The sequence below is a fragment of the Algoriella sp. genome (genome assembly GCF_036647415.1).
GTDB lineage: Bacteria > Bacteroidota > Bacteroidia > Flavobacteriales > Weeksellaceae > Empedobacter.
Genome location: NZ_JAVXKG010000007.1, coordinates 2569 through 27281 on the forward strand (window position 1 = coordinate 2569; position 24713 = coordinate 27281).

A 24713-nucleotide genomic window follows, 5' to 3' on the forward strand; every position below is an offset into this window, starting at 1 on the left:
ACAACACCAGCTCCCCGCCGGCCTGAAACTATCGCTCGACTACACCCCAGCCACGAATGTATAAATATTCATAAATTAATTCGTGATTTTTTGAATAAAGGACAAAACAAGGTTATGTTTTGTTAATCAGCCAAGTTTTATCATTTATTGTTTTATAAAAAACAATTATAAATTTGTCCCATATAAGTCATCTAAACAATTATAAATAAACAGATTGTGCATATATCTAATATTGTGTTTATCTTTTTATTATAATTGATTTCTTATACGTTATTGCTTTTTATTAAAAAGTAACTCTCATAAATTACCTACAAAATTTATTATTTTTTTAAACAATAATCTATAAAAGAATAACCAATAAATGAAGAGATATATGAAGAATTTACATTTACTATTCTTAGTAACTTGTAGTTTAAGTTTTGCTCAGGTAGGTATTAATACTTCTAAGCCAATTAGTAAACTTGACGTTAATGGAGAAGTAGTTTTGAGAGGTTCACTTAGAGTAGGAGGAACTGATCAGGTAAAAGGAAATGCAGGACAAAAGGATCAAGTTTTGGTATCGCAAGGAGTTGGTAATTCACCTACTTGGAAATATGTAAACGTTCCGTTTATGGAGACTGGTCAATATAAATTGATTAATACGTATGTTGCTGACGATGCTATTGGAATTAGAACTTTAACAACTGCTGATGGTGTTGCGTTAAGTAATATCGGCGAAGCATACACAACAAGTTGGGCTAAAATAGCTGGTCTAAAAACAAGTATGGAGATTAAATCTGACGAAAATAAAATAACTTATCAATTACAAGCAGGTATAGAAGCCAATACTCCAACTGGAACAACTATAGGAGATCTAAAATTTCTTTGTGGTATTTTTAAAGATAATTCATTAGTTGCTCTAAGACCAGATAAAATTACAACACTTACTGTTAATACACCTATTCAATATATCTATACATTAAATTATACAGAAGAAAATGTAAAGAAAGGAACTTATACAGTAGAGGTAGCTTGTCGTAGAATAGAAGGAGCAGGTCACACATTTTCTATAGGTACAAATACAGCAGGTTCTACAAATTCGAATAGTTTTGCGCTAAAATCTTTTATGAAAATTGATTTAGCAGAATTAGTAACTTTTAAATCACAATAATGATGAAGTTTTTTTTATTAATTATAGTAGGAAGTCTTTCTATTAATGCATTTTCGCAAGTAGGTATAGATACAAAAAGCCCACAAGCTAGTCTAGATATTAATGGAGATTTAGGTTTGAGAAAACGATTATTTTTAAATAATGATAACAAAGAATCACAAGGTTTATCAGAGCAGGTATTGGTTTCTCAAGGAGAAGGTCTTGCGCCAACGTGGAAAACTTTGCGAATTCCGATATATGAGCCAAATAAGTTTTATTTGATTTTTAACGATTCATTCTCAGATCAAACAGGATTAAGGATAACATCTGGACAAGCTGTTACTTCAAATTTATCAACTGATTTGGTGGAAGGTACATCTTTAGAAACTTTAAAAACAAGAGGTTTTTTTGAAATTGCGGGTTTGTCAAAAAACTTTACGGTAAATAGTACATCAAGTAAAGTTTATTTTCAGTTTGAGACAGTTGTTCAGCAAAATAACTCAACAAGCAATGGAGAAGATATAAAATATGCTTGTGGTATTTTTGTTGATGATTTATTAAAAAGTGTTCGGATTAATACATTATTTAATAGTACTACTGGAGGAAGTACTTTTCTTACACATACACAGATTGGAGGAGCTACTAATTTAACAGTAGCTGAGCATACAGTAAAAGTAGCCTGTGCAAGATATACTACAGGAACTCGTTCTTTAGGTATTGGTAAAAAAGCAGATGATAATATTGCTAACATAAACGAGTTTATGGCTCAATCTTCTCTAAAAGTAGATGTTTACGAAATTCCTCAAAATTTTAATTCAATTGTTAATTAATCATGAAGTTAATTATATATATATTCGTTATAATCTCTACCACTACATTTGTAAAATCTCAAGTAGGAATTAACACTAAAAATCCAACAAAAATATTAGATATTAATGGTGATCTTAATTTAAGAAAAGAACTAAAAACAGGTGGAACAGATATAGCTGAAGGTCAAGTTGGGACAAAAGATCAATTGTTACAAATTAAAGCAGATACTGATGCAAGTAATAATTGGAAGACTTACCAAATAGCCAATGGTACAGGTAGTTTATCATTATATTATTTGAATACAACAAAAGACGATGTAGGAATTTTATTTACAGCGAGTGGTGGTACAGGGGCTTATACTCTGGATTCTAATGAATCAGATTGGATGTTTTTAACAAAAAATAAAGATAACTTTGTTGTTACAGACAATACAAATTCTAGTAAAGTTACATTAAGTCTACAAACAACGGTTCAAATAAATAGAGCAAATGGTACAAGTAATTATTCGGCAAGTTTTGCATGTGGTATTTTCCTTAAAAAAGGAACTGAAGCATACAAATTAAAAGCTGTTCGTTCTGATGTTGTAAAAGGATTGAGAGGTTCATATAAAATTTTTAATCTAAATGTTACATTAGATAAACTAGAACAAGGTAGTTATGAAGTACAAGCAGCATGTAGAAATAGAAATTTAGGAACTGGAAATTCTTTGGTTAATTTAGGAATTGGTGTTCCTACAGATACAGGTAAACTAAACCAAGCTATGGCTAATACTACGATGACAACAACAGTATTACATCCATATTAAAATTATATTTTCATACAACATTATCGCTTTTAGTTTCCTTATAAGAGCGATAATGTTATTTTTATTTCTAAGAGTTTTTATTTAACCAAATCAATTTTCAAGACACTATTTTTGATAAAAGTTTCATAGTAATAATACAAATCAGGATTTTCATTCATCTGATTTTCAAAGATAATGATGCTTACATCACTTTTCGGAATATAAACATTCAGTGAAGCAAAACCGTCTCCCAAACCAGTATGTCCTAAATAATTCACATTAAATTCAGACACATTTCTAATGTTGTATCCATAACCTTGTTTCTCTTTTCCAAAAACATTATGTTGTGATAAAACAGAGCTTTTTGTCATCAAATCATACATTTTTTGAGATAATATTTTGCCTTTGTGAAGTTTATTATTCCAAATTACTAAATCTTCAACAGTCGTTATAACTCCATCTGCTGGCAAATTTTCTTCCGTAATCATGCCATTTTTTGGTAAAGAAAATTGATTTTCATTGTTGATATAACCTTTTACTAATTTAGGATTATTGTTTTCTTCATACAAACTCGTATTTTTCATTCCAAGAGATTTGAAAAGAGCTGTTGCAACTTCCCGATAAGTTTTATGCGTTACATTTTCTACAATTTTTCCTAATAAAATAGAGGATAAATTACCATATTTAAAATCTGTTCCAGGACGAAAAAGAAGAGGTTTTTCTGTATCAATAATTCCATGAGTATGATTCAATAATTGATGAACAGTTACAGAATCTGCCCATGATTGCGTCAAATTTGGAAGATATTTTTTGATTGAAGACTGCAAATCTATTTTACCTTTTTCAACTTCCTTCAAAACCAAAACACTTGTCATTTGCTTTGTATTAGACATAATTTCGAATCTATCATCCAATTTCAGAGGAGTTTTAGTCTCAAAATTAGAAAATCCATGTGCTTTTTTATAAATAGTTTTACCATTTTTTGTAATCAAAATAACGCCATTAAAAGGTCTTGGTTCATTTTGTGAAATGATAGAATCAATTGTAGATTGATAATTTTGTTTTGTCTGAGAAAAACTGATTTGAATTGTGAAAATAAATGCAAATAAGGAAAGAATTCTGTGTTGAAATTTCATTTTATAGATTGATTATTAAGATGATATGATTTGTTCAAAAGTAGTAAAATTTAGATGTGATTTTTATAAATTATTTAAAATTCAAGAAATTTATATTTCACAAAAAAACTTACCTTTGTTATCCGATGAAAAAAGATATCAATCAACTTGATCCAAAAGAATTTATTCTGATAAAAGGTGCAAAATTGCACAACTTAAAAAACATTGATTTAGCCATTCCGAAAAATAAATTGGTGGTAATTACTGGGATGTCTGGTTCTGGAAAATCTACTTTGGCTTTCGATACGTTGTATGCCGAAGGGCAGCGTCGTTATGTAGAAAGTTTATCGTCGTATGCACGTCAGTTTTTAGGAAAATTAGACAAACCACAAGTCGATTATATCAAAGGAATTGCGCCTGCTATTGCCATTCAGCAAAAGGTGAACTCTACAAATCCGCGTTCTACGGTTGGTACAACAACAGAAATTTACGATTATTTAAAGTTGTTATACGCACGTATTGGGAAAACTTATTCACCAATTACGGGTGAATTAGTGCAAAAAGACTCGGTTACAGATGCGATAGATTATCTAAAAACCTTTGCTGCGGATACTAAATTTATCTTACAAATAAAATTAATTATTCCAGAAGAACGTACGTTTTCAGAACATCTTAATATTCTTCAACAACAAGGGTTTACAAGACTTAGTGTTGATGGAAATCAAGTGAAGATAGAAGATCTAATTTCGTTTAATTTCGAGCCTCAACCAGAAAATGATGTTCATCTTATTATAGACCGTATTGCAATTCCTTCCGAAGATGAAGAATCGTTTTATCATCGTTTGGCAGATTCTATTGAGACTGCTTTTTTCGAAGGAAAAGGAGATATTTCACTTGTCAATACAGAAGATAATTCAATCAAATATTTTTCAAATAAATTTGAAGCAAATGGCTTGATTTTTAATGAGCCAACTATTCATTTTTTCAGTTTCAATAATCCGTATGGAGCATGTCCAACTTGTGAAGGTTACGGAAAAGTAATTGGAGTTGAAGAAAATCTTGTTGTTCCTAATAAATCACTTTCTATCTACGAAGACGCTGTTGTAGCTTGGAAAGGAGAGAAAATGAGCGAATGGAAAAATCATTTTATCAAACTTTCTCAGAAAGTAGATTTTCCTATTCATAAACCATATTTTGAATTATCGGAAGAACAAAAAGATTATTTATGGCGTGGTGATAACGATTGGGAAGGTTTGGATGGTTTTTTCAAAATGGTAGAAGAAAATACCTATAAAATTCAATTTCGTGTCATGCTTTCTCGTTATCGTGGCAAAACAATTTGCCCAACGTGTAAAGGAAAACGTTTACGAAAAGAGACCAATTATGTTAAAATTTCGGATAAATCGATTAATGATTTGGTCGATTTACCTCTTAATGAACTGAATGATTTCTTTTCGAATATAAAATTCAACGAATACGATCAACAAATTGCGGGTCGAATTATATATGAAATCAATTCTCGATTAACATTTTTGTTAGATGTTGGTTTAGAATATTTAAGTTTAAATCGTGCTTCAAATACACTTTCTGGTGGAGAATCACAACGTATCAATTTAGCAACTTCATTAGGAAGTAGTTTGGTTGGTTCTATGTATGTTTTAGATGAACCTTCGATTGGTTTACATTCGCGTGATACAGAAAAATTTATCACAATTTTGCATCGTTTACGAGATTTAGGCAATACAGTAATTGTGGTAGAACATGATGAAGATATTATGAAAGCTGCGGATTATATTATTGATATTGGACCAGAAGCTGGTACAAATGGAGGTAATGTAGTTTTTGAAGGTACGTACGACGAATTGATGAAAGCGGATACGTTGACAGCAAAATATCTGAACGGAAAGATGGAAATTGAAGTTCCTAAAAAACGTTTAAAATCATCTAATTATCTAAAAATAATTGGAGCACGAGAAAATAATTTAAAAAATATTGATGTTAAATTTCCTTTGAACGAATTAACTGTAATTACGGGAGTTTCGGGTTCGGGAAAATCAACGTTAATGAAAGATATTTTAACGCCTGCAATTCAACGTAATTTTGAGATTTTTGGAAATAAAATTGGTGATTTTGATGATTTGGTTGGTGATATTCAGCAGTTAGAAGGAATAGAATTAATCGATCAAAATCCGATTGGGAAATCTTCTCGTTCAAATCCTGTGACGTATGTGAAAGCGTATGACGATATCCGAAATTTATTTGCCAATCAAAAAGCGAGTAAAGTAATGGGATTTCAGCCAAAACATTTTTCGTTTAACGTAGATGGTGGACGTTGTGATACGTGTAAAGGAGAGGGAACAATTACTATTGAGATGCAATTTATGGCAGATGTCGATTTGGTTTGTGAAGACTGTCATGGCGAACGTTTCAAGAAAGAAATTTTAGAAGTAAAATTCGAAGGGAAATCAATTTCTGATATTTTAAATCTTACGATTGATGATGCAATAGACTTTTTTGCAACGCATAATCAAACCAAAATTGTAGAAAAATTAAAACCTTTGCAAGATGTTGGTTTGGGTTACGTGAAATTAGGTCAATCCTCTAATACATTGTCTGGTGGAGAGGCACAACGTATCAAATTAGCTTTCTTTTTGACGAAAGGAGAAACGAAAAACAAAACGTTGTTTATTTTTGATGAACCTTCTACTGGTCTACATTTTCATGATATTCAGAAATTAATTAAAGCCTTACGCGCATTGATAGATTTGGGACATTCTGTTTTTGTGATAGAACATAATTTGGATATTATAAAAGTAGCAGATTGGGTAATTGATCTTGGTCCCGAAGGAGGAAAAAAAGGAGGTTACTTGGTTGCAGAAGGAACGCCAGAAGATATTGTTAAAAATAAAGAATCTTACACAGGTAAATTTCTGAAAGATAAACTGTAATAGATTTTGTAAAAAAAAGCTATATTTATGTTTATGAAATATAGCTTTTTACTTTTAATAATTATTTTCGCATCTTGTAATTCGTATAATGTAAATCGTCTTGAAAAATATGGTACAGAAAGCGAAAATAATATTGTTCAACTTAATTTAGAGGAACAAAAAAAATATGTTATTATAAAAAATAATTTTCCAGAAGGATCAGATAATCTTCATCAAAAAATTGAGCAATCTGTAAATGGATTATTTCATGATGAGAATACGATTGTTAATTCATTAGAATTTTACGACGAATATTACAAAACGAATGAATTTATTAATTTTATAAATCATAATAATTCCTATGATTACGCATTTATAGTAGAATTAAAAGTAGATCCATTTATTCAAACTGCAATATATCAGAGTCTAACTGATGCAAAATTACCTCAAGAAGGAAAAAGTATCTATAAAATAGTTTTACAAGTTCTTAATTTGAAAAATAAAAAATTATTATTTTCTCAGGCAAAAAACTTTGAATTGTATAGTAGTTCCTTAACGAAATCTCCAAACTTTATTACATCTTACGAAGAAAATTATTTCATTAATAATTTCTCAGGAATATTTGGGAATATAAAAATTGAATAAAGGAAGTTTAGTTTTTAGTTAGAACAGATTGCTTAATTTTGCAACAAATATCCCATTCAATGACGATTTCTGACTATTTAAGTCCCAATAATAAAATTAATTTTAAAAGTGAAATTCTTGCTGGATTAACGGTCGCTATGACTATGATTCCAGAATCGTTATCATTTGCAATTTTAGCAGGTTTATCGCCTTTGGTCGGTTTATACGGTGCATTCATCATGGGAATTGTAACAGCAATTTTTGGTGGTAGACCAGCCATGGTTTCGGGTGGTGCAGGCGCTACAGTTATTACTTTAATTGCTTTAAATACCACTTATGGCGAACAATATATTTTTGCAGCTGTACTATTAGCAGGTATTTTTCAAATTTTGGTTGGCGTTTTCAAATTAGGAAGATTTATCCGACTTATTCCACAACCTGTGATGTATGGATTTCTGAACGGTTTGGCAGTCGTTATTTTTATGTCACAAATAGAACAATTCAAATCAACAGCGAACGGAATTACAACATGGTTAAGTGGTACGCCATTTTATACAATGATAATTTTGACTTTGATAACAGGTTTAGTTGTCTATTTTTTTCCAAAAATCACCAAACTTATTCCATCTTCTTTGGTCGCAATTTTAGTGGTGTTTTTAATCGTTTTAGGATTTAATATTGATACAAAAACTGTTGGCGATATTGCGAGTATCAAAGGAGAATTGCCAAGTTTTCATATTCCGTCAGTTCCATTTAATCTTGAAACCTTGAAAATTATTCTTCCTTATTCCATCATTATGGGATCAGTCGGATTGATAGAAACCTTATTAACACTGACTTTGGTAGATGAGGTTACCGAAACAAAAGGATCGTCGAACAAAGAATGTTTGGCACAAGGAGCGGCAAATATTACAAATGGATTTTTTGGAGGAATGGGAGGTTGCGCCATGATTGCACAAACATTTGTGAATCTTGATGCAGGTTCACGATCGCGAATTGGACCAGCAATTGGTGCAATTGCAATATTACTGATTATTTTGGTTGGAGCGCCAGTTATCGAAAAAATTCCTATGGCTGCTTTGGTTGGCGTTATGATGATGGTTGCAATTTCTACTTTCAAATGGGGATTTTTCAAGCTCATTACAAAAATGCCCAAATCAGATGTTTTTGTTAGTATTTTGGTTGCTGCAATTACCATTATTTTACATAATTTGGCTTTGGCGGTTTTTGTAGGTGTTATTGTGTCGGCATTGGTTTTTGCGTGGGATAATGCGAAACGTATTCGTGCAAGAAAATCTATAGACGAAAAAGGACGAAAAGTATATGAAATTTATGGTCCACTTTTCTTTGGTTCTACATCTACTTTTTTAGACAAATTTGAAATTAATTCTGATCCAAAAGAAATTATTATTGACCTGAAAGAGAGTCGAGTAGTGGATATGAGTGCAATTGACTCATTGAATTTGATAACACATAAATATGCACAACAAAATAAAACCGTAATATTACGTCATCTTAGTCAAGATTCTATTCGTTTATTGAATAATGCAAAAAGTGTGATAGAAATAAATATCGAAGAAGATCCGATTTATAATGTGATGCCGAAATAATTAAGCTAATTAAATTAACACAATATGAATGAAAATGAATTAAATTTTGAAAATTATTTGCCTAATGAACAAAGGAAAAATAATGCTTTATACAGTTTTTATGCTGCATTTTTATTATGCGCAATTTCTATAATAATTGGTATTTATTATTATTTTGAATTAAAAAAGTATGCAGATTTAGAGATAGAAGATATTTCTACATTAGAAACGGTTTATTATGTGAGTACAATTCTTTTTAGTCTGTCTATTATAGCTACAATTATATTTTTCACTTTATGGTTTAGAAGAGCTTATGCAAATTTGAGAAGAGTTGGTATTGATATTGAGAACAATGACAGTATGGCTTTTTGGGGTTTCGTAATTCCTTTTATGAACCTTGTTAAACCTTTAAAAATCGCTAAAGAGATAGATTTGAAATATGATTTTATTCTCCAAAAAATAAATAAAGAACATAAACAAAATTTGAATAATTATTCTATTATAACAGCTTGGTTTTCGGTTTATTGGATTGATATTATTGTTTCCAGATTAGCAAACAAAACACAATTTATTTCGATGGATCAAATGGTTGAATATCATGGTTATATGTTGGGTAGTTATACAATTACATTATTATCAATAGGTTTAACGATATTAATGATTAGAACGATATCTAAATCGGAAACAGATTTAGAACAATATCTAAAATTAGAAGAATTATCAGCTCCAAATCAATAAAATAAAACCAAAGCTTTTCTTTAATCGGAAAAGCTTTGATTATAAATATTTGTTATAAAAAAGGCAAAACAAGGGCTGATCTACATTTATAATACGATGTAAATAAGGTAAGTTTTACGTAAAAAATGAATAGGGAAGAACGATGAAATTCGTTCGGAATAAGTCTTATTTTCTCAAATATACGTTTCCGTATTTTGATGAAAATTCTTGACGAGGTTCTTTTCCATTGTGCGCTGTAATTACGGTGTGGAAATCCTCAGATTTTATAGGTTTTGTAGGTAAATCTAAATTAGTCAAAATCTTTCCGTAAAAACATTCTGCATTTAGTTCGCCAATTTTTTTCTCGTCTATTGTTGCATCTACGCTTCCGTAAGTAGATTTTGCAACAAGTGGTCCATCAAAAGTTTTCACTTCTACAGTTCCGTAAGTAGATTCTATTTGCGTTTTCATATTGCGCGGAACTTTTATTTCTAACACAATATCAATTTGTACGTTACTACTTGTAATATCAAACTTTGTATTGTTCGATTTTTCGTACTCTTTAAAATCTTCTTTAGATTTGAATGTAAATTTTTCTTTTCCTTTATACGCTACTATTTGTTGAGGTAAATTTTTGTAATTGTTAATTTTACCTTCAATCAATTTTGAATTTCCGTTTGTAGATTGCTCTGTAATTTCGAAATCTGAATCATTTTTTCCATCATTGATATTTACTTTACCAGAAATTTCTATTTCATTTTTATCCCAAGTTGTTATTTTTACAAGTTGAGGATAATCAAACTTTAAGGTTAATTCTTGCCCTTTTTGTATCTGGTATTTTTTCTGAATAGATGTTTGTGCAAATAATGTTGCTGCAAACAATCCTAATGCTAAAGTTAATGTTGTTCTCATAAAGCTCTCAAATAAATTTTACCATAATCTGATCTAAAGTTAAAGTTGCTACCACCAGCGTTTAGCGTTGCCGATAATTGATCGTTATATTTTATCATATCCGAGTTGGTTTGCATCTTGATAGGTAATTCTGGTGCAACCAAAATATCACCATAAGAAGTCGTCACTTTTATATTCGCATTTGCTTTTTTGGGAATACTAACGTCTACAGCGCCATAAATAGAAACAACAGAAAGTGGCCCTTTTACATTTTGACTAAAACGTGCATCTATACTACCGTAAATACTGTTGATTGTTGCTGGACCTGTTATGTTTTCTAAGACAATACTGTTGTAACTTACAGACGCTTCAAGCTCGTTTTCTATATTTTTGAAGGTTACAGTACTTCCAAATTGAGATTGATGTTCATACACAATTGTAACTCCTCTTGGAACTAAAATTTTAATATTTGGCGGATTTATTCTGCTCAATTGTTTTACATCTATTACTCCATTTTTTTCTTCAACATTTATTCCCAAACCTGTATTGTCTGTTAATCCCATTGCATTTATAGCACGTAATCCTTTGGCACGTTCGTCTGTACTTTCTTTGGTTTTTTTAGCAGAAAATACAATTTCTTTTCCGTCATAACCTTCTATGGTTGCTTTACCAAGATTTATCTGTAATTTTCCTTTGTTTACGGCTAATTTGTAAGTCGCGTTGTCTTCTACAGAAGTTGTTTGGTTTGTTTTTTCTGGCTGTTCTTGTGCGTTCAGCGACATCGTTAATAACATCGTCGCGATAAACATTGTTTTCTTTATCATAATTAATCGTATTTATTGTGAAACATTATTTTTTTAGTAATACTGCGTAAGCTTCGTCTTTTACAAATGGTTTTGTTTGTGGATCTAAGACCATTTCTTGTAATTTTTTTGTTAATTGAGGAACCATTTTATTGTTGTCCATTTTACCAATAATTGCAATCAATTCCATTTGTATCATCGGATCATCTTGTTGAAGAAAAACCTGTGTTAATTCTTCTGAAACTGTTTCTTTAGGCGTTTTTTTCGCTAAAACTTCAATTGCATTTAGTCGCACAATAGTGTTATTGTCATGCAAAGCTTTTTGTTTTAATAATTCCAAATCGTTTCGATCTAAAGTTTCATATTCGCTCAATTTTGCAATCGCATCAATTCTATTACTTGTAGATTCCTCATCATTCAACGCATTTAGAAATATAGATTTAGAATCTTTTATGTTTGATTCTTCAATTGTTACATTGTTTTGAGCTTTTTTCTCTACTTGATTATTTTTTGTAGAAACAATCATTTTTGGCGTAGAAACTTCTTCTTCAGATTTTGTCGGAACAATTTTTTCTGTTTTTAATTCTTTTGTTTTTGGTAAAACTGATTGCTGAACAATTTCTTGATTAATTGTTCCGTTTTTTACATCATCTGTAGGTTGATTTAACATAAAATATAAACCAGCACTCACAACAACCAATGCACTTGCAGCGATTGACCAATAACGTGTAATTGATCTTTTTGGAGCTTCCTCCATCTTGTTTTCTTGCGGAATATTTGCTTGTATTTTTGACCACAATTCTCCAGAAGGCATTTTATTATCAAAGGCTTCGCGGTTGTTGTCAATATATTTTTTTAACGGATCATTCATAATACATAGTTTGTTGTAAGCTTTGCGCTATTTTCTTTTTGGCACGATGATATTTGCTTCGCACCGTTGTGTTGCTTATTCCGAGCATATTAGCTATTTCTTCATGCGGAATATTTTCGAAAAGAAATAAATTTACAATTGTTCTAATATCAGCAGGTAGAGCTTCGATAGCATTCTGAATTTCTTCTATTTTATCCTCTAATTCATATTTTTCTATCAATTGTTGCTCTCCATCATCTATCACATTTGCACTTTCTATATCAGTAAAATAAACTTTCTTTTTGCGCAAATGAGAAATTGATTTATTGATTGCTATTCGGGTTAACCATGCGCCCAACTGCTCAATCTCTTTTAGTTTTTTGATGTCAGAAAATATCGAAACAAAAATATCTTGTGTTAAATCTTCGGCTTCAGAAAGATCTGTAACCAATCTATAAACCGAGTTGAAAACTGACTTTGCATACCTGTGATAAAGTTGTGCATAACCCATCTCAGCACCTTTTTCGCAAAGGTTCAGTAATTCTTTATCGCTAAGAGAGTTATTTTCTGTTTTCAAGATTCTCTGTGTTTCTGTTGTTTCTATAGAATAGACGCAATAAGTTATGAGATGTTGCACAATTATTTTAATAAAAATTAAATTATTTTGAAAACATCTCTATTTTAGGTAGTTGCAGAAGGTAAAATATGATTATAGAATAAACAAAAAAGCACTTCGGTTTGAAGTGCTTTAATAATTATTTATAAATATCTCTGATTAATAATATTAATATGATGAATAGAATGACCAGCCATTACGTATCCTATTTTTTCGACAGAAAATTCTTTATCACCAATGTTTCCAACTCGATTAAGAACTTCATCATCAAACGCTAAAAATTGATAATAAGTAGCTTTCATTAAATTTGTCCATTCTTTTATCAACTCTTTAGGTTTTCTATTGTTTGCATTTGATGTTTTTGCATATTCATTTTCATCAAAAAAATTGAGCGATTGCTTATCTTCTCGTGCAATATGTTGCGCTCTGTAAGAGAAAATTCTTTCACAATCAATACAATGTTGTATAACTTCTTTTATCGTCCATTTTTCGTCTGCGTAACGATAATTCCATTTATCTAATTCTGTAACAATCGTCAAAGTTTTCTTAATATCAGAAATTCTATTAAACAAAGCATCTTCAACTTCAATTCCATCATAAATTGAAATATAGTTATCGTGGTTTATAGCGCTCATAGTTTTTATTTTTTTTACAATTTAATAAATATTTCAAGAATGATTATTTTAAGTAGTTGTTAAAATTATAGTTCATTTAAAACGTCCAAAATATTGAAAATTTGTAACCGAATTTCCAATGACAGTTTCAGGTAAAATAAGAAAAATAGAAATGCGAGAGGTTTCAATAAAAGAATAAGGTTTAGAAAATGCTAAAAAAATAAAAACTTCCTAATATGTTACTTTTATAATAGTCGTAAAAGAATAATTTCGATTATCTTTGAATCTATTTAATTTTTTAAAATAAAGATCATAAAGATGTCAAATATCTTATTAATAGAAGATGAACAGGCGATTCGTAACGTTCTGAAAAGCATTTTAATGGATGAAAATCCGAAATGGAATGTAGATGAAGCTGAAAACGGTGCGGTTGGTCTAGAAAAAATAAAAGAAAAGGAATACGACCTAATCATTAGTGATATAAAAATGCCTTTGAAAGATGGAATGGAAGTTTTGTCTGAGGCAATGCAATATAATCCTGAATTGACAATGGTGATGATTACTGGTCATGGCGATGTTGATTTGGCGGTAGATGCCATCAAAAAAGGTGCGTATGATTTTATATCGAAACCACCAGATTTAAATAAATTATTAACGACAGTTCGTAATGCTTTAGATCGAAAATCCTTATTGTCTTCTAACAAAGAATTGAAGAAAGAAAATAAAGCATTAAAGAAAAAAGTTGCCAAAAAATATGAAATGATTGGTGAAGCTCCTGCTATTTTGGAGGTGAAGCAAATCATTGATAAAGTTGCTGCAACTGATGCTCGTGTTTTAATTCTTGGTCCAAACGGAACTGGTAAAGAGTTGGTAGCTCATCATTTACACGAAAAGAGCGAGCGTAACAACAAGCCTTTAGTAGAAGTTAACTGTGCGGCGATTCCTGCAGAATTAATTGAAAGTGAATTGTTTGGTCACGTAAAAGGTTCTTTTACAGGAGCGGTTAAGGATAAACAAGGTAAATTTGAATTAGCCAATAATGGAACAATTTTCTTAGATGAAATAGGTGATATGAGTCTTTCTGCGCAAGCAAAAGTTTTGCGTGCATTACAAGAAGGTAAAGTTTCTCCAGTTGGTTCTGAGAAAGAGATTGATGTTAATGTGCGTGTTATTGCAGCAACCAACAAAGATTTACGTAAAGAGATTAGCGAAGGTCGTTTTCGCGAAGATTTATACCATCGTTTGGCAGTAATTATCATCAATGTTCCTGGTCTTAATGATCGTAAAGATGATATTCCTGCATTAGTAGAATATTTTGTTTCTGTTGCAACAAATCCAAAAGATTTTGATGAATCTGCTTACGAATCTTTAAAAGAAATTGACTGGACAGGAAATATTAGAGAATTAAGAAATGTTGTAGAACGTTTGTTAATTTTAGGCGAAAATCCTGTTACACGCAAAGATGTGGAGCAATTTGTAAAAAAATAAGATTTCCAATGAAATCGATTTACTTTATAAGCCTTTCTATATGCTTTTTTACATTTTCTTGTAAAAAAGATATTGTTGTAGATAAAGGTTCGGAAGGATTATCACATGAAGATGTTTTGTCATTAGAAAAAAATTCTGTTTTTACGAACGAAACGTTAATTTATAAAGGTACTTTCGAAGGAAAATATTTTGGTGATAAAGTCGTTTTGAAGCTTACCGACAATGATTTTTATGTAGAATACAAAGGAAAAACTTACGGAGGTGAATGGGTAAAAAAGGATGATGGTTCTTTAATGGAAATCGAAACAAAGAAAAATAAACTTCCTTTTCAATTTTTACGTTGGTCAGATAATTCGGAAATTATGATTCTGAACGAAGATGGTTTGGCAGACGATAATGGCGAAAATTATTTAAAAAGAGTAACAGAAAAATGAAAATAGCAAAAGTTTTAAGTGTATTAATTTTAACTTTTTTGATAAGTTGTCAATCAGATTCTACAACGTCTAAAAATGATGAATTAGGTAAACGATTTTTTGAAAATTATTCATCTAGAAAGGATTACAGTAAAATGTTATCATATTATAACGATAGTGTTGTGTATGAAAATGTAGCTCAATATTCTGGAGAATCTACGCTAAAACCACAATATTTGTTAGATGAAATTATTCGTTGGAATGATCAAACAATGCAATATGATGGGAATAAATTGTTGAATGTAAAAGAAATATTCACAAATGATACGATGATTATTGCAAACGGAGAATTTTCTGGATATTCTTATAATGGAATGAAATTTCCAGCGATGAAATTTACAACGTATTTGTATTTAGACAAGAATTCTAAAATCAAAAAACAAGTCGATTGGTTTAATTATCCGATAGAAGATATTATAGAACTTTATCAATTACAACAAAGTCAACAAAAGATAAAATTAGATCAATAATAACTTTATATAAACTCATTTAAATAATTGTTTAAGTGGGTTTTACTATTTTTAAATAATACTATGATTAGAGAAGCAACATTAAATGATATTTCAGAATTGAAAGATTTAATGATTAAATTATTGAATCATCATCAAGAATTTAATGTGCTTTATCAAATTGATTTTACACATCAAAATGACATTGAACGATTCTTTTCGGATATTATTTTTGAGCAAAACGTTCATGTTTATGTTGAAGAAATTGAAAATGAATTGGCTGGATTTATTATTTGTTCAAGACAAATTAGACCAAATTATTTTGAAATAAAGTCGAAAGGAAGGATTGATTCATTGTATATTGATTCAAAATTTAGAAATCAGAATTTAGCTTCAAAGCTTTTGAAAAAAGCGTTAGAATATTTGAAAGATGAAACCTATATTGAATTAGAATTTACGGCTAAAAATCAGTTAGCAAATGATTTTTGGATTAATAAAGGTTTTGAAATCCTAAATCATCAATGTATTTTAAGACAAAAATAAAAGCCTCAATATTGAGGCTTTCCTGTTATTGTTCTGTATTAAAAAATACTTTGTAATAAAACATTTTCTTTTCTTCGTCAAAGCCACGTTCCAAATATTCTTCGGCAGCGTCAGGATTAGTCAAATCTAACTTAATATTAATTTTTGTATCCAATTTTATTTCACTCTTAATTTTCTTACTTTCTTTCATCAAAGTAGGAACAGAAACTTCAAAAGATTCAACAAATTCTACGCGATTATTTTCACTATAATCTTTTTTATAATCCTTAAACTGATCAATTAGTTCAAATGGTTTTAAGACTTGATCTTCAATTATTTCATTTGTAACAAATTCATTCGAATTTAATACGTTAATAGAATTAGATATAAACTCTGCTTGTTGTTTTTTATCTGTTTTATCCAAAAGAAAATCGTTTGAAAAATCTGTAATCAATTCCATGTACTTTTTTGTATGGTAATTGTTGTCTTTTATCAAATCAATTTCTAAAAAGCTTTTCTTCCAATATTCAGATTCAACGTTTTTATCATCTATAGAAAAAACACGGAAACCTTCTTCTTTATGAACATCCAAAATCATACAAGCTTTATCAATTCCTTCTAGTTTATATCCTTTCCAGATATTATAATCTAAGCCTTTCGATTCATCAAAACGTAAAAATTTCTTTTTATTTTCTAACTTATAAATACCAATTCCACGACAAGAAATTCCCTCGAACATCATGTTTTCAAATAAAGTAACAAATACTTCACCTGTTTTTATTTGAGGATGTAATGATTTTTCGTACAAATGACTAAGTACTTCTTGAGAAAAGTCGATAAAATCTACTTGTTCTTCAAACATTTGTGCACATTGATTGTACAAAACATTAAACTCTAATTTTTCGGTATAATGAGTAAAATGATTAATTTCTAGCGATTTTTTGAACGGATTTAATAAAAAAGGAATCAATTGTTCCTCTTTACTTTCATCATATTCAAGTGTTTTATCGGCAAATATATTTGCTTCTTCTCGAACTTTATGTCCAACTTTTTGCAAACTTATATGTGCGATATATGCATTTTTTACGTCAATCATTATTAGTATACTATATGAAGCAAAAATAATGAAAAATCAGTTGATGTCCGAAATAAAAATATTAACAAAATTGTCAAACAAAATTGTAAATATAAGTTATTGATAATTAATGAATTAAAATTATTATTACTTAAAACTTGAATTAATAACGATAATTTGAAGATTTGTGGCACGGAAATAGTAATATGTTAGATGTCTTAATTTATTTAAAAGAATAGAAAATGAGAAAGATTAGATTTACACTTTTAGGAGTTGCGTTTACAGCAATGATGGCTGTGGGAGTAAATGCACAAGAGAGAGGAAATAGGAGAGGAAGCGAAGGGAATTCGCGCGAAACAACTAGAGTACAAACAAATAATGGACGATCAGAAGTTTCAAGAAACGATAATAGAGTTGATAATAACAGAACAGATAGAATTTCGAGAGATACAAATAGAAGTGATGTAAATAGAACAACACGACCTAGTACGAATAATGATCGTATTTCGAGAGATAATACCGCTGTAGTAGGTAGTAGACCAACAAGCAATAGAGATTGGAATAACGGAAATAAGAATAATGATAATAGAAGATCGGACCGTGATTATCACAATAATCCAATTCGTATGAGCAATAGCTCTTATAACAGAAATTATCGTCCAGTATCTAATTTTGATGTGAATCGTTACAATAAATATTCATACAATAATTATAATTTCTACGGGAATAATGGGATGTATTACAGACCTTACAATAATGGATATGTGCGTTATATGCCTAGTATAGGTTTCAGAATTAATATTTTACCTGTAGGTTTTGTAACAATAAATACAGGAAATAGAAACCCATATTATTTTTATGAAGGTGTTTATTATCAGTCAAATAGAAATTACTTTGAAGTAATCGAAGCACCAATTGGAGCAATTGTATACGCATTGCCTGCTGGTTATGAAAGAGTGAATTATGATGGAGAAAATTTATATGAATTTGGAGGAACATTGTACCAAAAAATTTATAATAGAGGTACAAGAGCTTATCAAGTCGTAGGTTATTTAAGTTAATATATAGTTTAGTTTTAGGTTAATAAAAATCCCACAACAAGTTTACTTGTTGTGGGATTTTTTGTAGCGAAGAGCAGAATCGAACTGCCGACCTCAGGGTTATGAATCCTGTGCTCTAACCATCTGAGCTACCTCGCCAAAGTTTTATTTTTGCAAAGATAATTTTTTTCAATAATCATAACAAAACTTATTTTGATTTTCTTTGGTAGATACAATTCATTTTATATCTTGCGACTTCAATAAAATAGAATTATGCCGAAAAAGAAATATCAAGTAGAATTTTCAATTAAGTCATCTCCATCATTGTTATATAACTATATATCAAATCCTTCTGGTTTGTCAGAATGGTTTGCAGACAATGTAAACTCTCGTGGAGAAAAGTATACTTTTATTTGGGATGGTCACGAAGAATCTGCGTTTTTGATGAAATCAAAGCAAGATAGCTATGTTCGTTTTCAATGGGAATATGATGAAGACACAAAATATTTCTTCGAATTAACAATTGTAGAAGACGATTTAACAAATGATGTATCAATTGTAATTACAGATTTTGCAGAAGAAGATGAAGTAGAGGAGTCAAAACAATTATGGGAAACTCAAATTGAAGATCTTAAAAAAATCTTAGGATCAGTTTAAAAAATCTATTATTTTGAAAATTAATTTAGGTGGCGTTATTACCGAACAAGCAAATGCAGTTGTAAGCACAAAGAACAGAGCTTTTCGTAATGGTGACGCTGTAAAAGAAGTTTTACGATTTGTAAATGGTGAAATTGTAGATTGGGAAGATCATTATTTTAATTTGATGGCATCTATGCGTATTTATCGTATGAATATTCCGTTAGATTTTACACCAGAATTTTTTCAAGAACAAATAAATATTCTTGCAGAAGCAAATCAAACAAAATCTGGAAAAGTTGAGTTTTTAACTTTCCGTAATGATGAAGAAGATTATTTAAAAGCGACAATCAATTATATTGTTTCTATTGAAAATAATGACGAAGATTGGATGTTTTTGGAGAATGAAAACGAGATTGATGTTTACAAAGATTTTACTGTAAATACAGCTTTTTATTCGTTAGTAAACAAATATCGTCCAGAAGAAAATATCGCAGAAATATATCGATTAGAGAATGATTACGCTGATATTATCTTGTTGAATGCAAATAAAAGAATGGCAAGATCTTTAAAAGGAAATATTTTCGTGATAAATGATCAAACAATCAGAACGCCAAAAAAAGAAGAAGGCGTAATTACAAGCGTATTACGAACTAATTTTATCAAAAAAATAAACAAAGCTGAAGAATTTACAGTGGAAGAAGCAGATATTTTTCCATTTGAAATTCAGAAAGCTGAAGAAGTTTTTATTTTGATTGACGGAGTTGGAATTTTACCAATTACACAAAATCGAAAGAAAATATACACTTCAACTAAAACAAAATCAATTTTCAATTATCTAATTGATTAATTCATAGAAGGATCAGCGGGGGTGTTTAGCCAAATTAAGTTTTCACCTCCAAGCTCTTTCATTAATTTTTTCCACAAATCAGAATTCCAATTCTCGAAAAGGTCAAAATCTAAATCTGTAATTTCCCAAGAATTTTCGTCTAATTCGTTGACAATTTGTTTCGGCGACCAACCACAATATCCAATAAAAAACTTGATTTCATCATCTTTTATCATCTCATTATTTATCGCATCGCGAACATCTTCGTAAACACCAGACCAATAAACGTCACCTGAAATCCATTCACTATTTCTAATCAAATCTGGACGTTTGTGTATATAATAAATATTTTCTGTATCCACAGGTCCACCTTCAAAAACAATAGAATTCGCCTCCATTTCAGAAACAAAAATACTAATCGGCAAATGAGAAGATCGGTTTAAAATAAAACCAATACTTCCAGATTCGACATGTTCTGTAATCAAAATGACACTTCGCTGAAAAATATCGTTAGTTAATGCAGGTTTTGCAATTAAAATAGCTCCTTTTTTAATACTTTTGATAGACATTATAAAACATTTGTTGGATAATACATACTGTTTAAAAATAGAAATAAAAAGTTAATGAAACAAGATTTAAGTTATAAAAGAAAGGTCTACGAAAAACAAGCGATGAATTTTGATTCGTTGAGAGATAATCCGATCGAACAATTTAGAGATTGGTTTATACAAGCAGAAGAATCTGATGGAGTAGACGAAGCGAACGCAATGTCGGTAGCGACTATTGGCAACGATGGTTTTCCAAGAACACGTGTTGTTTTATTGAAACGTTATACGGACGAAGGTTTTATTTTCTATACCAATTACAACAGTCAAAAAGGAGAAGCTTTATTAGCAAATCCTAAGGTTTGTATTTCTTTTTTCTGGCCATTTCTAGAACGTCAAATAATTATAAAAGGAGTTGCAGAAAAAACGTCTGACAATACATCTGATGGGTATTTTGAAACTCGCCCACGCAGTAGTCAATTAGGCGCTTGGTTGTCTGACCAAAGCTCTGTAATAGATGAAAATGAAGATTTAGCCGCAGAGGAAATAGAATTAGAAAAACAATACGAAGGCAAAGAAATTCCTCGCCCAGCACATTGGGGTGGTTTTTTGATTCGCCCAACAGAAATAGAATTTTGGCAAGGACGTCCAAGTCGTTTACACGACAGAGTTCGTTATGTTTTACAAGAAGATTTTGATTGGAAAAAAGAACGATTAGCGCCTTAAAAAAATAAAAGCCTCTTATACAGAGGCTTCTTTTATTTGTATAGTTTCTTTTAATAAACTTTCATATTCTTTTAGAAATTTATATTTGCTATCGAATTGCATCGAGTAAGAAATATTTTGAACAAATGCTAATGCATTAAACAAATCATTAAAAGCACTTTCATTATATCCTTCTTCTTTGAAGAAATAATACAAATCATTGCGTACAAAACTTTGTGCTCGCTCTAATTCATCATTCATACAATAATCTTTAAGATTAGTAAATGTAAGAAGTTGTTTTGTAACTTTTTTTAGTTGATCTGATTGATGATTTAATTTGATTAATGCTTCTTGACGTAATTTTTCATGTAAAGGTTTAGTGATAAATTGAACATGTTTTCTAATTTCGTTTACTAACTCTAAATTGCTTGAAAGTTTACTTTCTATTTCGATACAATTATGTAATAATTCAGTTTTAGTTTCATCTAAATTTAGTTTGAAAAATAAAATAATCTGATTGACAATGTTATAAAATTCTGATTCTTTTTCACTAATATCATTTTTAACTTCATCAATAAATTTTGAAGTATTTCCTTTTACATCATATCTAATTCCATTGTATTTGAATTGTTTGATGTCTTTTTGTTGACCTAATTCTTCTAAAATCAACGCGTCATTTTTCCAAGCTTGTACTTGTTTAATTATATTCATATTCTCATCAGAAAATAACGTTGAAGCATCTTCAACTTCTAAAGAATAATCTAAATTTTGAATAGAACTAAATTCGAAATCATAATTATTGAAGAAATCGTTATAAACTTCTGGATAATTGCGTTTATCAAAATCTTCTTTATATAATGCTATGAACTTGTCTTGATCAATTTTATTTGTTCTGTATAAATTTTGATTAAAGAAGAAGTCAAATGAGAAATTTTCTTCTAACTCGTTATAATTTTTAATTAACGTAATAGCTTTCTCTGTTGTATCTTTTTCAGAATGAACATTAGTCGATTCAATATTATGTAAACGATCTTCAATATTAGGATGAGAGGCGCCTAAATCCTCTAATTGAATACGTGAAAAGTTATTTCCGAATTGATATAATTCTACAACTTCAAGACCATTTTCTATTTTTAATTGATGTTTATTACTATAGAATTTTACTAATTGATTAACATTTTGGAATACATTATCTGAAAAAATACGCTCATCTGATTGACGAAAATAGAATTGTAACATTTCATTATAAGCAAAATCATATAAATCTATACGTAATAATGGCATGCTCATTGTCTCAATTCCAACAATATTTGTTGCAATTTGATCAGCATGAAATTCCATTTCTCTACTCAAAGCCATGTTATGGTGATCCAATTGTGTGTAAATGACACTTAATACTTTTCCAATTATTTTTGTGTAAAAAATAGCACCACCAGAAATTATTCCGATGAATGCATTCATTTGGCTTATAGAGTCAACATCGTTACGAACAGCGTCATTACTGTAAATGATATCATACATAACTCTCGAAGCGTTACCGGCATGACTTCCAATGATCATCGATTTCTGAGAAAAATGCCCGAATTCGTGCGCTATGATTCCTTTTAACTCATTCTTAGAAACAGCATGCAATAAGCCTAATCCTATGGTAAGGTTTTTTCTTGTAGGAAAGATTAAACTTTGTATTTGATTAGAGTAGGTTACAGATGCATTAATTTGACCATTAATAAAAACTTTCTTAGGATATTTAACGCCAACATTATCAGCAGTTTCTTTAATTAATTGAAATAATTCTGGATAATCTTCTTCAACTATTTCAACTCCATTTTTATCATATTTTTTAAAAATTCCAACTATAAATTTGAAATTATAATAAACAATTAAACTACCTAAAACTAGAAGTCCAGCACCCAAAACTCCTGTTGCTAACATTGGTTTAGCAAAAAATATTGTAAATCCTCCAACTACACAAGCTACAAAAATTGCAAGACTTATTAATACGGATAAAATAAGGGTTAATAGAAAAATAAAAATCCAAAAAATAGATTTCTTTTGTGCTTTCTTGTAATTTTCAGAAATTGTAAATGTTTTATTCATAGTATTAATTAATTCGTCAAAAATAAAAAAAACCTGATGAAATTTCATCAGGTTTTTCTATTTAAAGTCTATTGTGTATTATTTATTAAATTCTTCTGCAGTTTTACGAATAACAGCGATACATTCGTGTAATTGTTCTTCGTTCATAACCAATGGTGGAGCGAAACGAATAATATTTCCGTGAGTTGGTTTTGCTAATAATCCGTTTTCCATCATTTTTACACAGAAATTCCAAGCAGTTTCAGAATCTGGTGTATCGTTGATTAAAATTGCATTTAACAATCCTTTTCCACGAACAGATTTGAATAAAGAAAAATCTTGAATCAATTTATTAATTTCTGAACGAAATAGTTGACCTAATTTTTCTGCATTATCTGCTAATTTTTCATCTAAAACAACTTTCATTGCTTCCATTGCAACAGCCGCAGCCAAAGGATTTCCACCGTAAGTAGAACCGTGTTGACCAGGTTGTATAACATTCATTATTTCATCGTTTGCTAAAACTGCCGAAACAGGATAAACACCTCCAGAAACAGCTTTTCCTAAAATTAAAACATCAGCTTCAATATTTTCATGATCAATTGCTAACATTTTTCCTGTACGTGCAATTCCTGTTTGAATTTCATCTGCAATAAACAAAACATTATATTGTTTACATAATTTTTCGCAAGCTTTTAAATATCCTTCAGAAGGTACATTAACACCAGCTTCTCCTTGAATTGGTTCTACTAAAAATCCACAAATTTTGTCTGCTTTTTCTTCAAAAAGTTGTTTCAAAGCTTCAGCATCGTTGTATTCTACAGCAATAAATCCACTTGTATATGGATTGAAATTTTTACGCGCATCTTCGTCATTAGAGAAAGAAATAATGGTTGTTGTACGACCATGGAAATTATCTTTACAAACAACTAAAATAGCTTCTCCGGCAGGAATTCCTTTCTTTTCGTAACCCCATTTACGTGCAATCTTCAAAGCAGTTTCTACTGCTTCCGCGCCCGTATTCATTGGTAAAATTTTATCGAAACCGAAAAGTTCTGTCATAAATTTTTCGTAAACTCCTAATTCAGCATTATAAAAAGCACGAGAAGTTAACGTTAATTTTTCTGCTTGTTCTTTTAGTTTATTGATAATTCGAGGATGACAATGCCCTTGGTTAACAGCCGAATAAGCTGATAAAAAGTCAAAATATCTTTTCCCATCTACATCCCAAACATAAACGCCTTCTCCTTTTTCTAAAACAACTGGAAGTGGATGATAATTATGTGCTCCATGTTTCTCTTCTAATGCAATTAATTCTGCTGATTTTTCCATTTTAATATTTGTTTTTTGCTTGTTTGTATAATTTATTCACAAAAAAACCGACAATTATAAAGTCGGTTTATGTT

General features: G+C 30.0%; 25 protein-coding genes and 1 tRNA gene. 15 read left to right on the forward strand and 11 right to left on the reverse strand.

The annotated features are described in order from the left end of the window. The first annotated feature begins 373 nt into the window (after positions 1–373). From RSC72_RS04360 to RSC72_RS04370, 3 genes are read left to right on the forward strand one after another with little or no spacing between them, the layout of a single operon-like run. The gene (locus RSC72_RS04360; protein ID WP_332544858.1) at positions 374–1150 is read left to right on the forward strand and encodes a hypothetical protein; all 777 of its coding nucleotides are present in this window, start codon (positions 374–376) and stop codon (positions 1148–1150) included. Next, the gene (locus RSC72_RS04365; RefSeq protein WP_332578421.1) at positions 1150–1959 is read left to right on the forward strand and encodes a hypothetical protein; all 810 of its coding nucleotides are present in this window, start codon (positions 1150–1152) and stop codon (positions 1957–1959) included. The genes RSC72_RS04360 and RSC72_RS04365 overlap by 1 nt, the downstream gene beginning before the upstream one ends. Positions 1960–1961: 2 nt before the next feature. Continuing rightward, positions 1962–2744 (forward strand): hypothetical protein, encoded by a 783-nt coding sequence (locus tag RSC72_RS04370; protein WP_332544860.1) that lies wholly within the window; start codon positions 1962–1964, stop codon positions 2742–2744. Positions 2745–2821: 77 nt separating this feature from the next. On the opposite strand, the gene RSC72_RS04375 is transcribed toward RSC72_RS04370, so the two are convergent. Next, positions 2822–3859 carry a serine hydrolase domain-containing protein gene (locus RSC72_RS04375; protein WP_332544861.1) on the reverse strand — a complete coding sequence of 346 codons (1038 nt, stop codon included), beginning with the start codon at positions 3857–3859 and terminating at the stop codon, positions 2822–2824. A 125-nt stretch (positions 3860–3984) separates the two neighbouring features. Between RSC72_RS04375 and uvrA the strand changes: the two genes are divergently transcribed. Genes uvrA through RSC72_RS04395 form a run of 4 tightly spaced genes read left to right on the forward strand, consistent with a single transcriptional unit; the run spans position 3985 to position 9716 of the window. Further along, positions 3985–6786, forward strand: a complete 2802-nt coding sequence (gene uvrA / locus RSC72_RS04380; RefSeq protein WP_332544862.1) for an excinuclease ABC subunit UvrA — start codon at positions 3985–3987, stop codon at positions 6784–6786. Between the two features lie 33 nt (positions 6787–6819). Continuing rightward, positions 6820–7410: a hypothetical protein gene (locus RSC72_RS04385; RefSeq protein WP_332566257.1), complete on the forward strand. Its 591-nt coding sequence runs from the start codon at positions 6820–6822 to the stop codon at positions 7408–7410. A 59-nt stretch (positions 7411–7469) separates the two neighbouring features. Next, entirely contained in the window at positions 7470–8999 is a 1530-nt protein-coding gene (locus tag RSC72_RS04390; RefSeq protein ID WP_332544864.1) for a SulP family inorganic anion transporter, read from the forward strand. Positions 9000–9023: 24 nt separating this feature from the next. Continuing rightward, on the forward strand, positions 9024–9716 hold the full coding sequence (locus tag RSC72_RS04395) for a DUF4328 domain-containing protein (protein ID WP_332544865.1): 693 nt from the start codon (positions 9024–9026) through the stop codon (positions 9714–9716). 165 nt (positions 9717–9881) lie between these two features. On the opposite strand, the gene RSC72_RS04400 is transcribed toward RSC72_RS04395, so the two are convergent. From RSC72_RS04400 to RSC72_RS04420, 5 genes are all read right to left on the reverse strand, one after another. Beyond that, positions 9882–10607: a hypothetical protein gene (locus RSC72_RS04400; protein WP_332566256.1), complete on the reverse strand. Its 726-nt coding sequence runs from the start codon at positions 10605–10607 to the stop codon at positions 9882–9884. Next, a complete protein-coding gene (locus tag RSC72_RS04405) occupies positions 10604–11410 on the reverse strand; it encodes a DUF4097 family beta strand repeat-containing protein (RefSeq protein ID WP_332544867.1) in 807 nt (268 codons plus the stop codon). The genes RSC72_RS04400 and RSC72_RS04405 overlap by 4 nt, the downstream gene beginning before the upstream one ends. 25 nt (positions 11411–11435) lie before the next feature. After that, positions 11436–12260: a HEAT repeat domain-containing protein gene (locus RSC72_RS04410; RefSeq protein ID WP_332544868.1), complete on the reverse strand. Its 825-nt coding sequence runs from the start codon at positions 12258–12260 to the stop codon at positions 11436–11438. After that, positions 12253–12816 carry an RNA polymerase sigma factor gene (locus RSC72_RS04415; protein WP_332544869.1) on the reverse strand — a complete coding sequence of 188 codons (564 nt, stop codon included), beginning with the start codon at positions 12814–12816 and terminating at the stop codon, positions 12253–12255. The genes RSC72_RS04410 and RSC72_RS04415 overlap by 8 nt, the downstream gene beginning before the upstream one ends. A gap of 182 nt (positions 12817–12998) precedes the next feature. Further along, on the reverse strand, positions 12999–13490 hold the full coding sequence (locus RSC72_RS04420) for a DinB family protein (RefSeq protein ID WP_332544870.1): 492 nt from the start codon (positions 13488–13490) through the stop codon (positions 12999–13001). Positions 13491–13787: 297 nt separating this feature from the next. Here RSC72_RS04420 and RSC72_RS04425 point away from each other — a divergent pair, with 297 nt between their 5' ends. From RSC72_RS04425 to RSC72_RS04440, 4 genes are all read left to right on the forward strand, one after another. Further along, complete coding sequence (locus RSC72_RS04425; protein WP_332544871.1) at positions 13788–14957, forward strand: sigma-54-dependent transcriptional regulator; 1170 nt, start codon at positions 13788–13790, stop codon at positions 14955–14957. 8 nt (positions 14958–14965) lie between these two features. Continuing rightward, positions 14966–15391 (forward strand): hypothetical protein, encoded by a 426-nt coding sequence (locus tag RSC72_RS04430; protein WP_332544872.1) that lies wholly within the window; start codon positions 14966–14968, stop codon positions 15389–15391. After that, entirely contained in the window at positions 15388–15900 is a 513-nt protein-coding gene (locus tag RSC72_RS04435; protein WP_332544873.1) for a hypothetical protein, read from the forward strand. Before RSC72_RS04430 ends, RSC72_RS04435 begins: the two co-directional genes overlap by 4 nt. A 63-nt stretch (positions 15901–15963) precedes the next feature. Further along, positions 15964–16422 (forward strand): GNAT family N-acetyltransferase, encoded by a 459-nt coding sequence (locus RSC72_RS04440; protein WP_332566229.1) that lies wholly within the window; start codon positions 15964–15966, stop codon positions 16420–16422. A 25-nt stretch (positions 16423–16447) separates the two neighbouring features. Here RSC72_RS04440 and RSC72_RS04445 read toward each other — a convergent pair whose 3' ends face one another. Next, a complete protein-coding gene (locus tag RSC72_RS04445) occupies positions 16448–17497 on the reverse strand; it encodes a nucleoid-associated protein (RefSeq protein WP_332546913.1) in 1050 nt (349 codons plus the stop codon). A gap of 221 nt (positions 17498–17718) precedes the next feature. Here RSC72_RS04445 and RSC72_RS04450 point away from each other — a divergent pair, with 221 nt between their 5' ends. Beyond that, positions 17719–18537 carry a DUF6515 family protein gene (locus RSC72_RS04450; protein ID WP_332546915.1) on the forward strand — a complete coding sequence of 273 codons (819 nt, stop codon included), beginning with the start codon at positions 17719–17721 and terminating at the stop codon, positions 18535–18537. A gap of 64 nt (positions 18538–18601) precedes the next feature. Here RSC72_RS04450 and RSC72_RS04455 read toward each other — a convergent pair. Further along, positions 18602–18675 (reverse strand) — tRNA-Met (locus tag RSC72_RS04455). Positions 18676–18789: 114 nt separating this feature from the next. Here RSC72_RS04455 and RSC72_RS04460 point away from each other — a divergent pair. Both RSC72_RS04460 and RSC72_RS04465 read left to right on the forward strand, forming a co-directional pair. After that, positions 18790–19173: an START-like domain-containing protein gene (locus RSC72_RS04460; protein WP_332546917.1), complete on the forward strand. Its 384-nt coding sequence runs from the start codon at positions 18790–18792 to the stop codon at positions 19171–19173. Between the two features lie 13 nt (positions 19174–19186). Next, on the forward strand, positions 19187–20002 hold the full coding sequence (locus RSC72_RS04465; RefSeq protein ID WP_332546918.1) for an aminotransferase class IV: 816 nt from the start codon (positions 19187–19189) through the stop codon (positions 20000–20002). Here RSC72_RS04465 and RSC72_RS04470 read toward each other — a convergent pair. Further along, complete coding sequence (locus RSC72_RS04470; protein ID WP_332546919.1) at positions 19999–20550, reverse strand: YqgE/AlgH family protein; 552 nt, start codon at positions 20548–20550, stop codon at positions 19999–20001. The two genes, RSC72_RS04465 and RSC72_RS04470, sit on opposite strands and share 4 nt — an antisense overlap. 54 nt (positions 20551–20604) lie before the next feature. Between RSC72_RS04470 and pdxH the strand changes: the two genes are divergently transcribed. Further along, positions 20605–21252, forward strand: a complete 648-nt coding sequence (pdxH, locus tag RSC72_RS04475) for a pyridoxamine 5'-phosphate oxidase (protein WP_332546921.1) — start codon at positions 20605–20607, stop codon at positions 21250–21252. A gap of 15 nt (positions 21253–21267) precedes the next feature. Here pdxH and RSC72_RS04480 read toward each other — a convergent pair whose 3' ends face one another. Together RSC72_RS04480 and rocD are read right to left on the reverse strand one after the other, a co-directional pair. After that, positions 21268–23328, reverse strand: coding sequence for a M48 family metallopeptidase (locus RSC72_RS04480; RefSeq protein WP_332578422.1), 2061 nt, complete (start codon positions 23326–23328; stop codon positions 21268–21270). A 78-nt stretch (positions 23329–23406) separates the two neighbouring features. Then, a complete protein-coding gene (gene rocD / locus RSC72_RS04485) occupies positions 23407–24639 on the reverse strand; it encodes an ornithine--oxo-acid transaminase (RefSeq protein WP_332545843.1) in 1233 nt (410 codons plus the stop codon). Positions 24640–24713 lie beyond the last annotated feature (74 nt).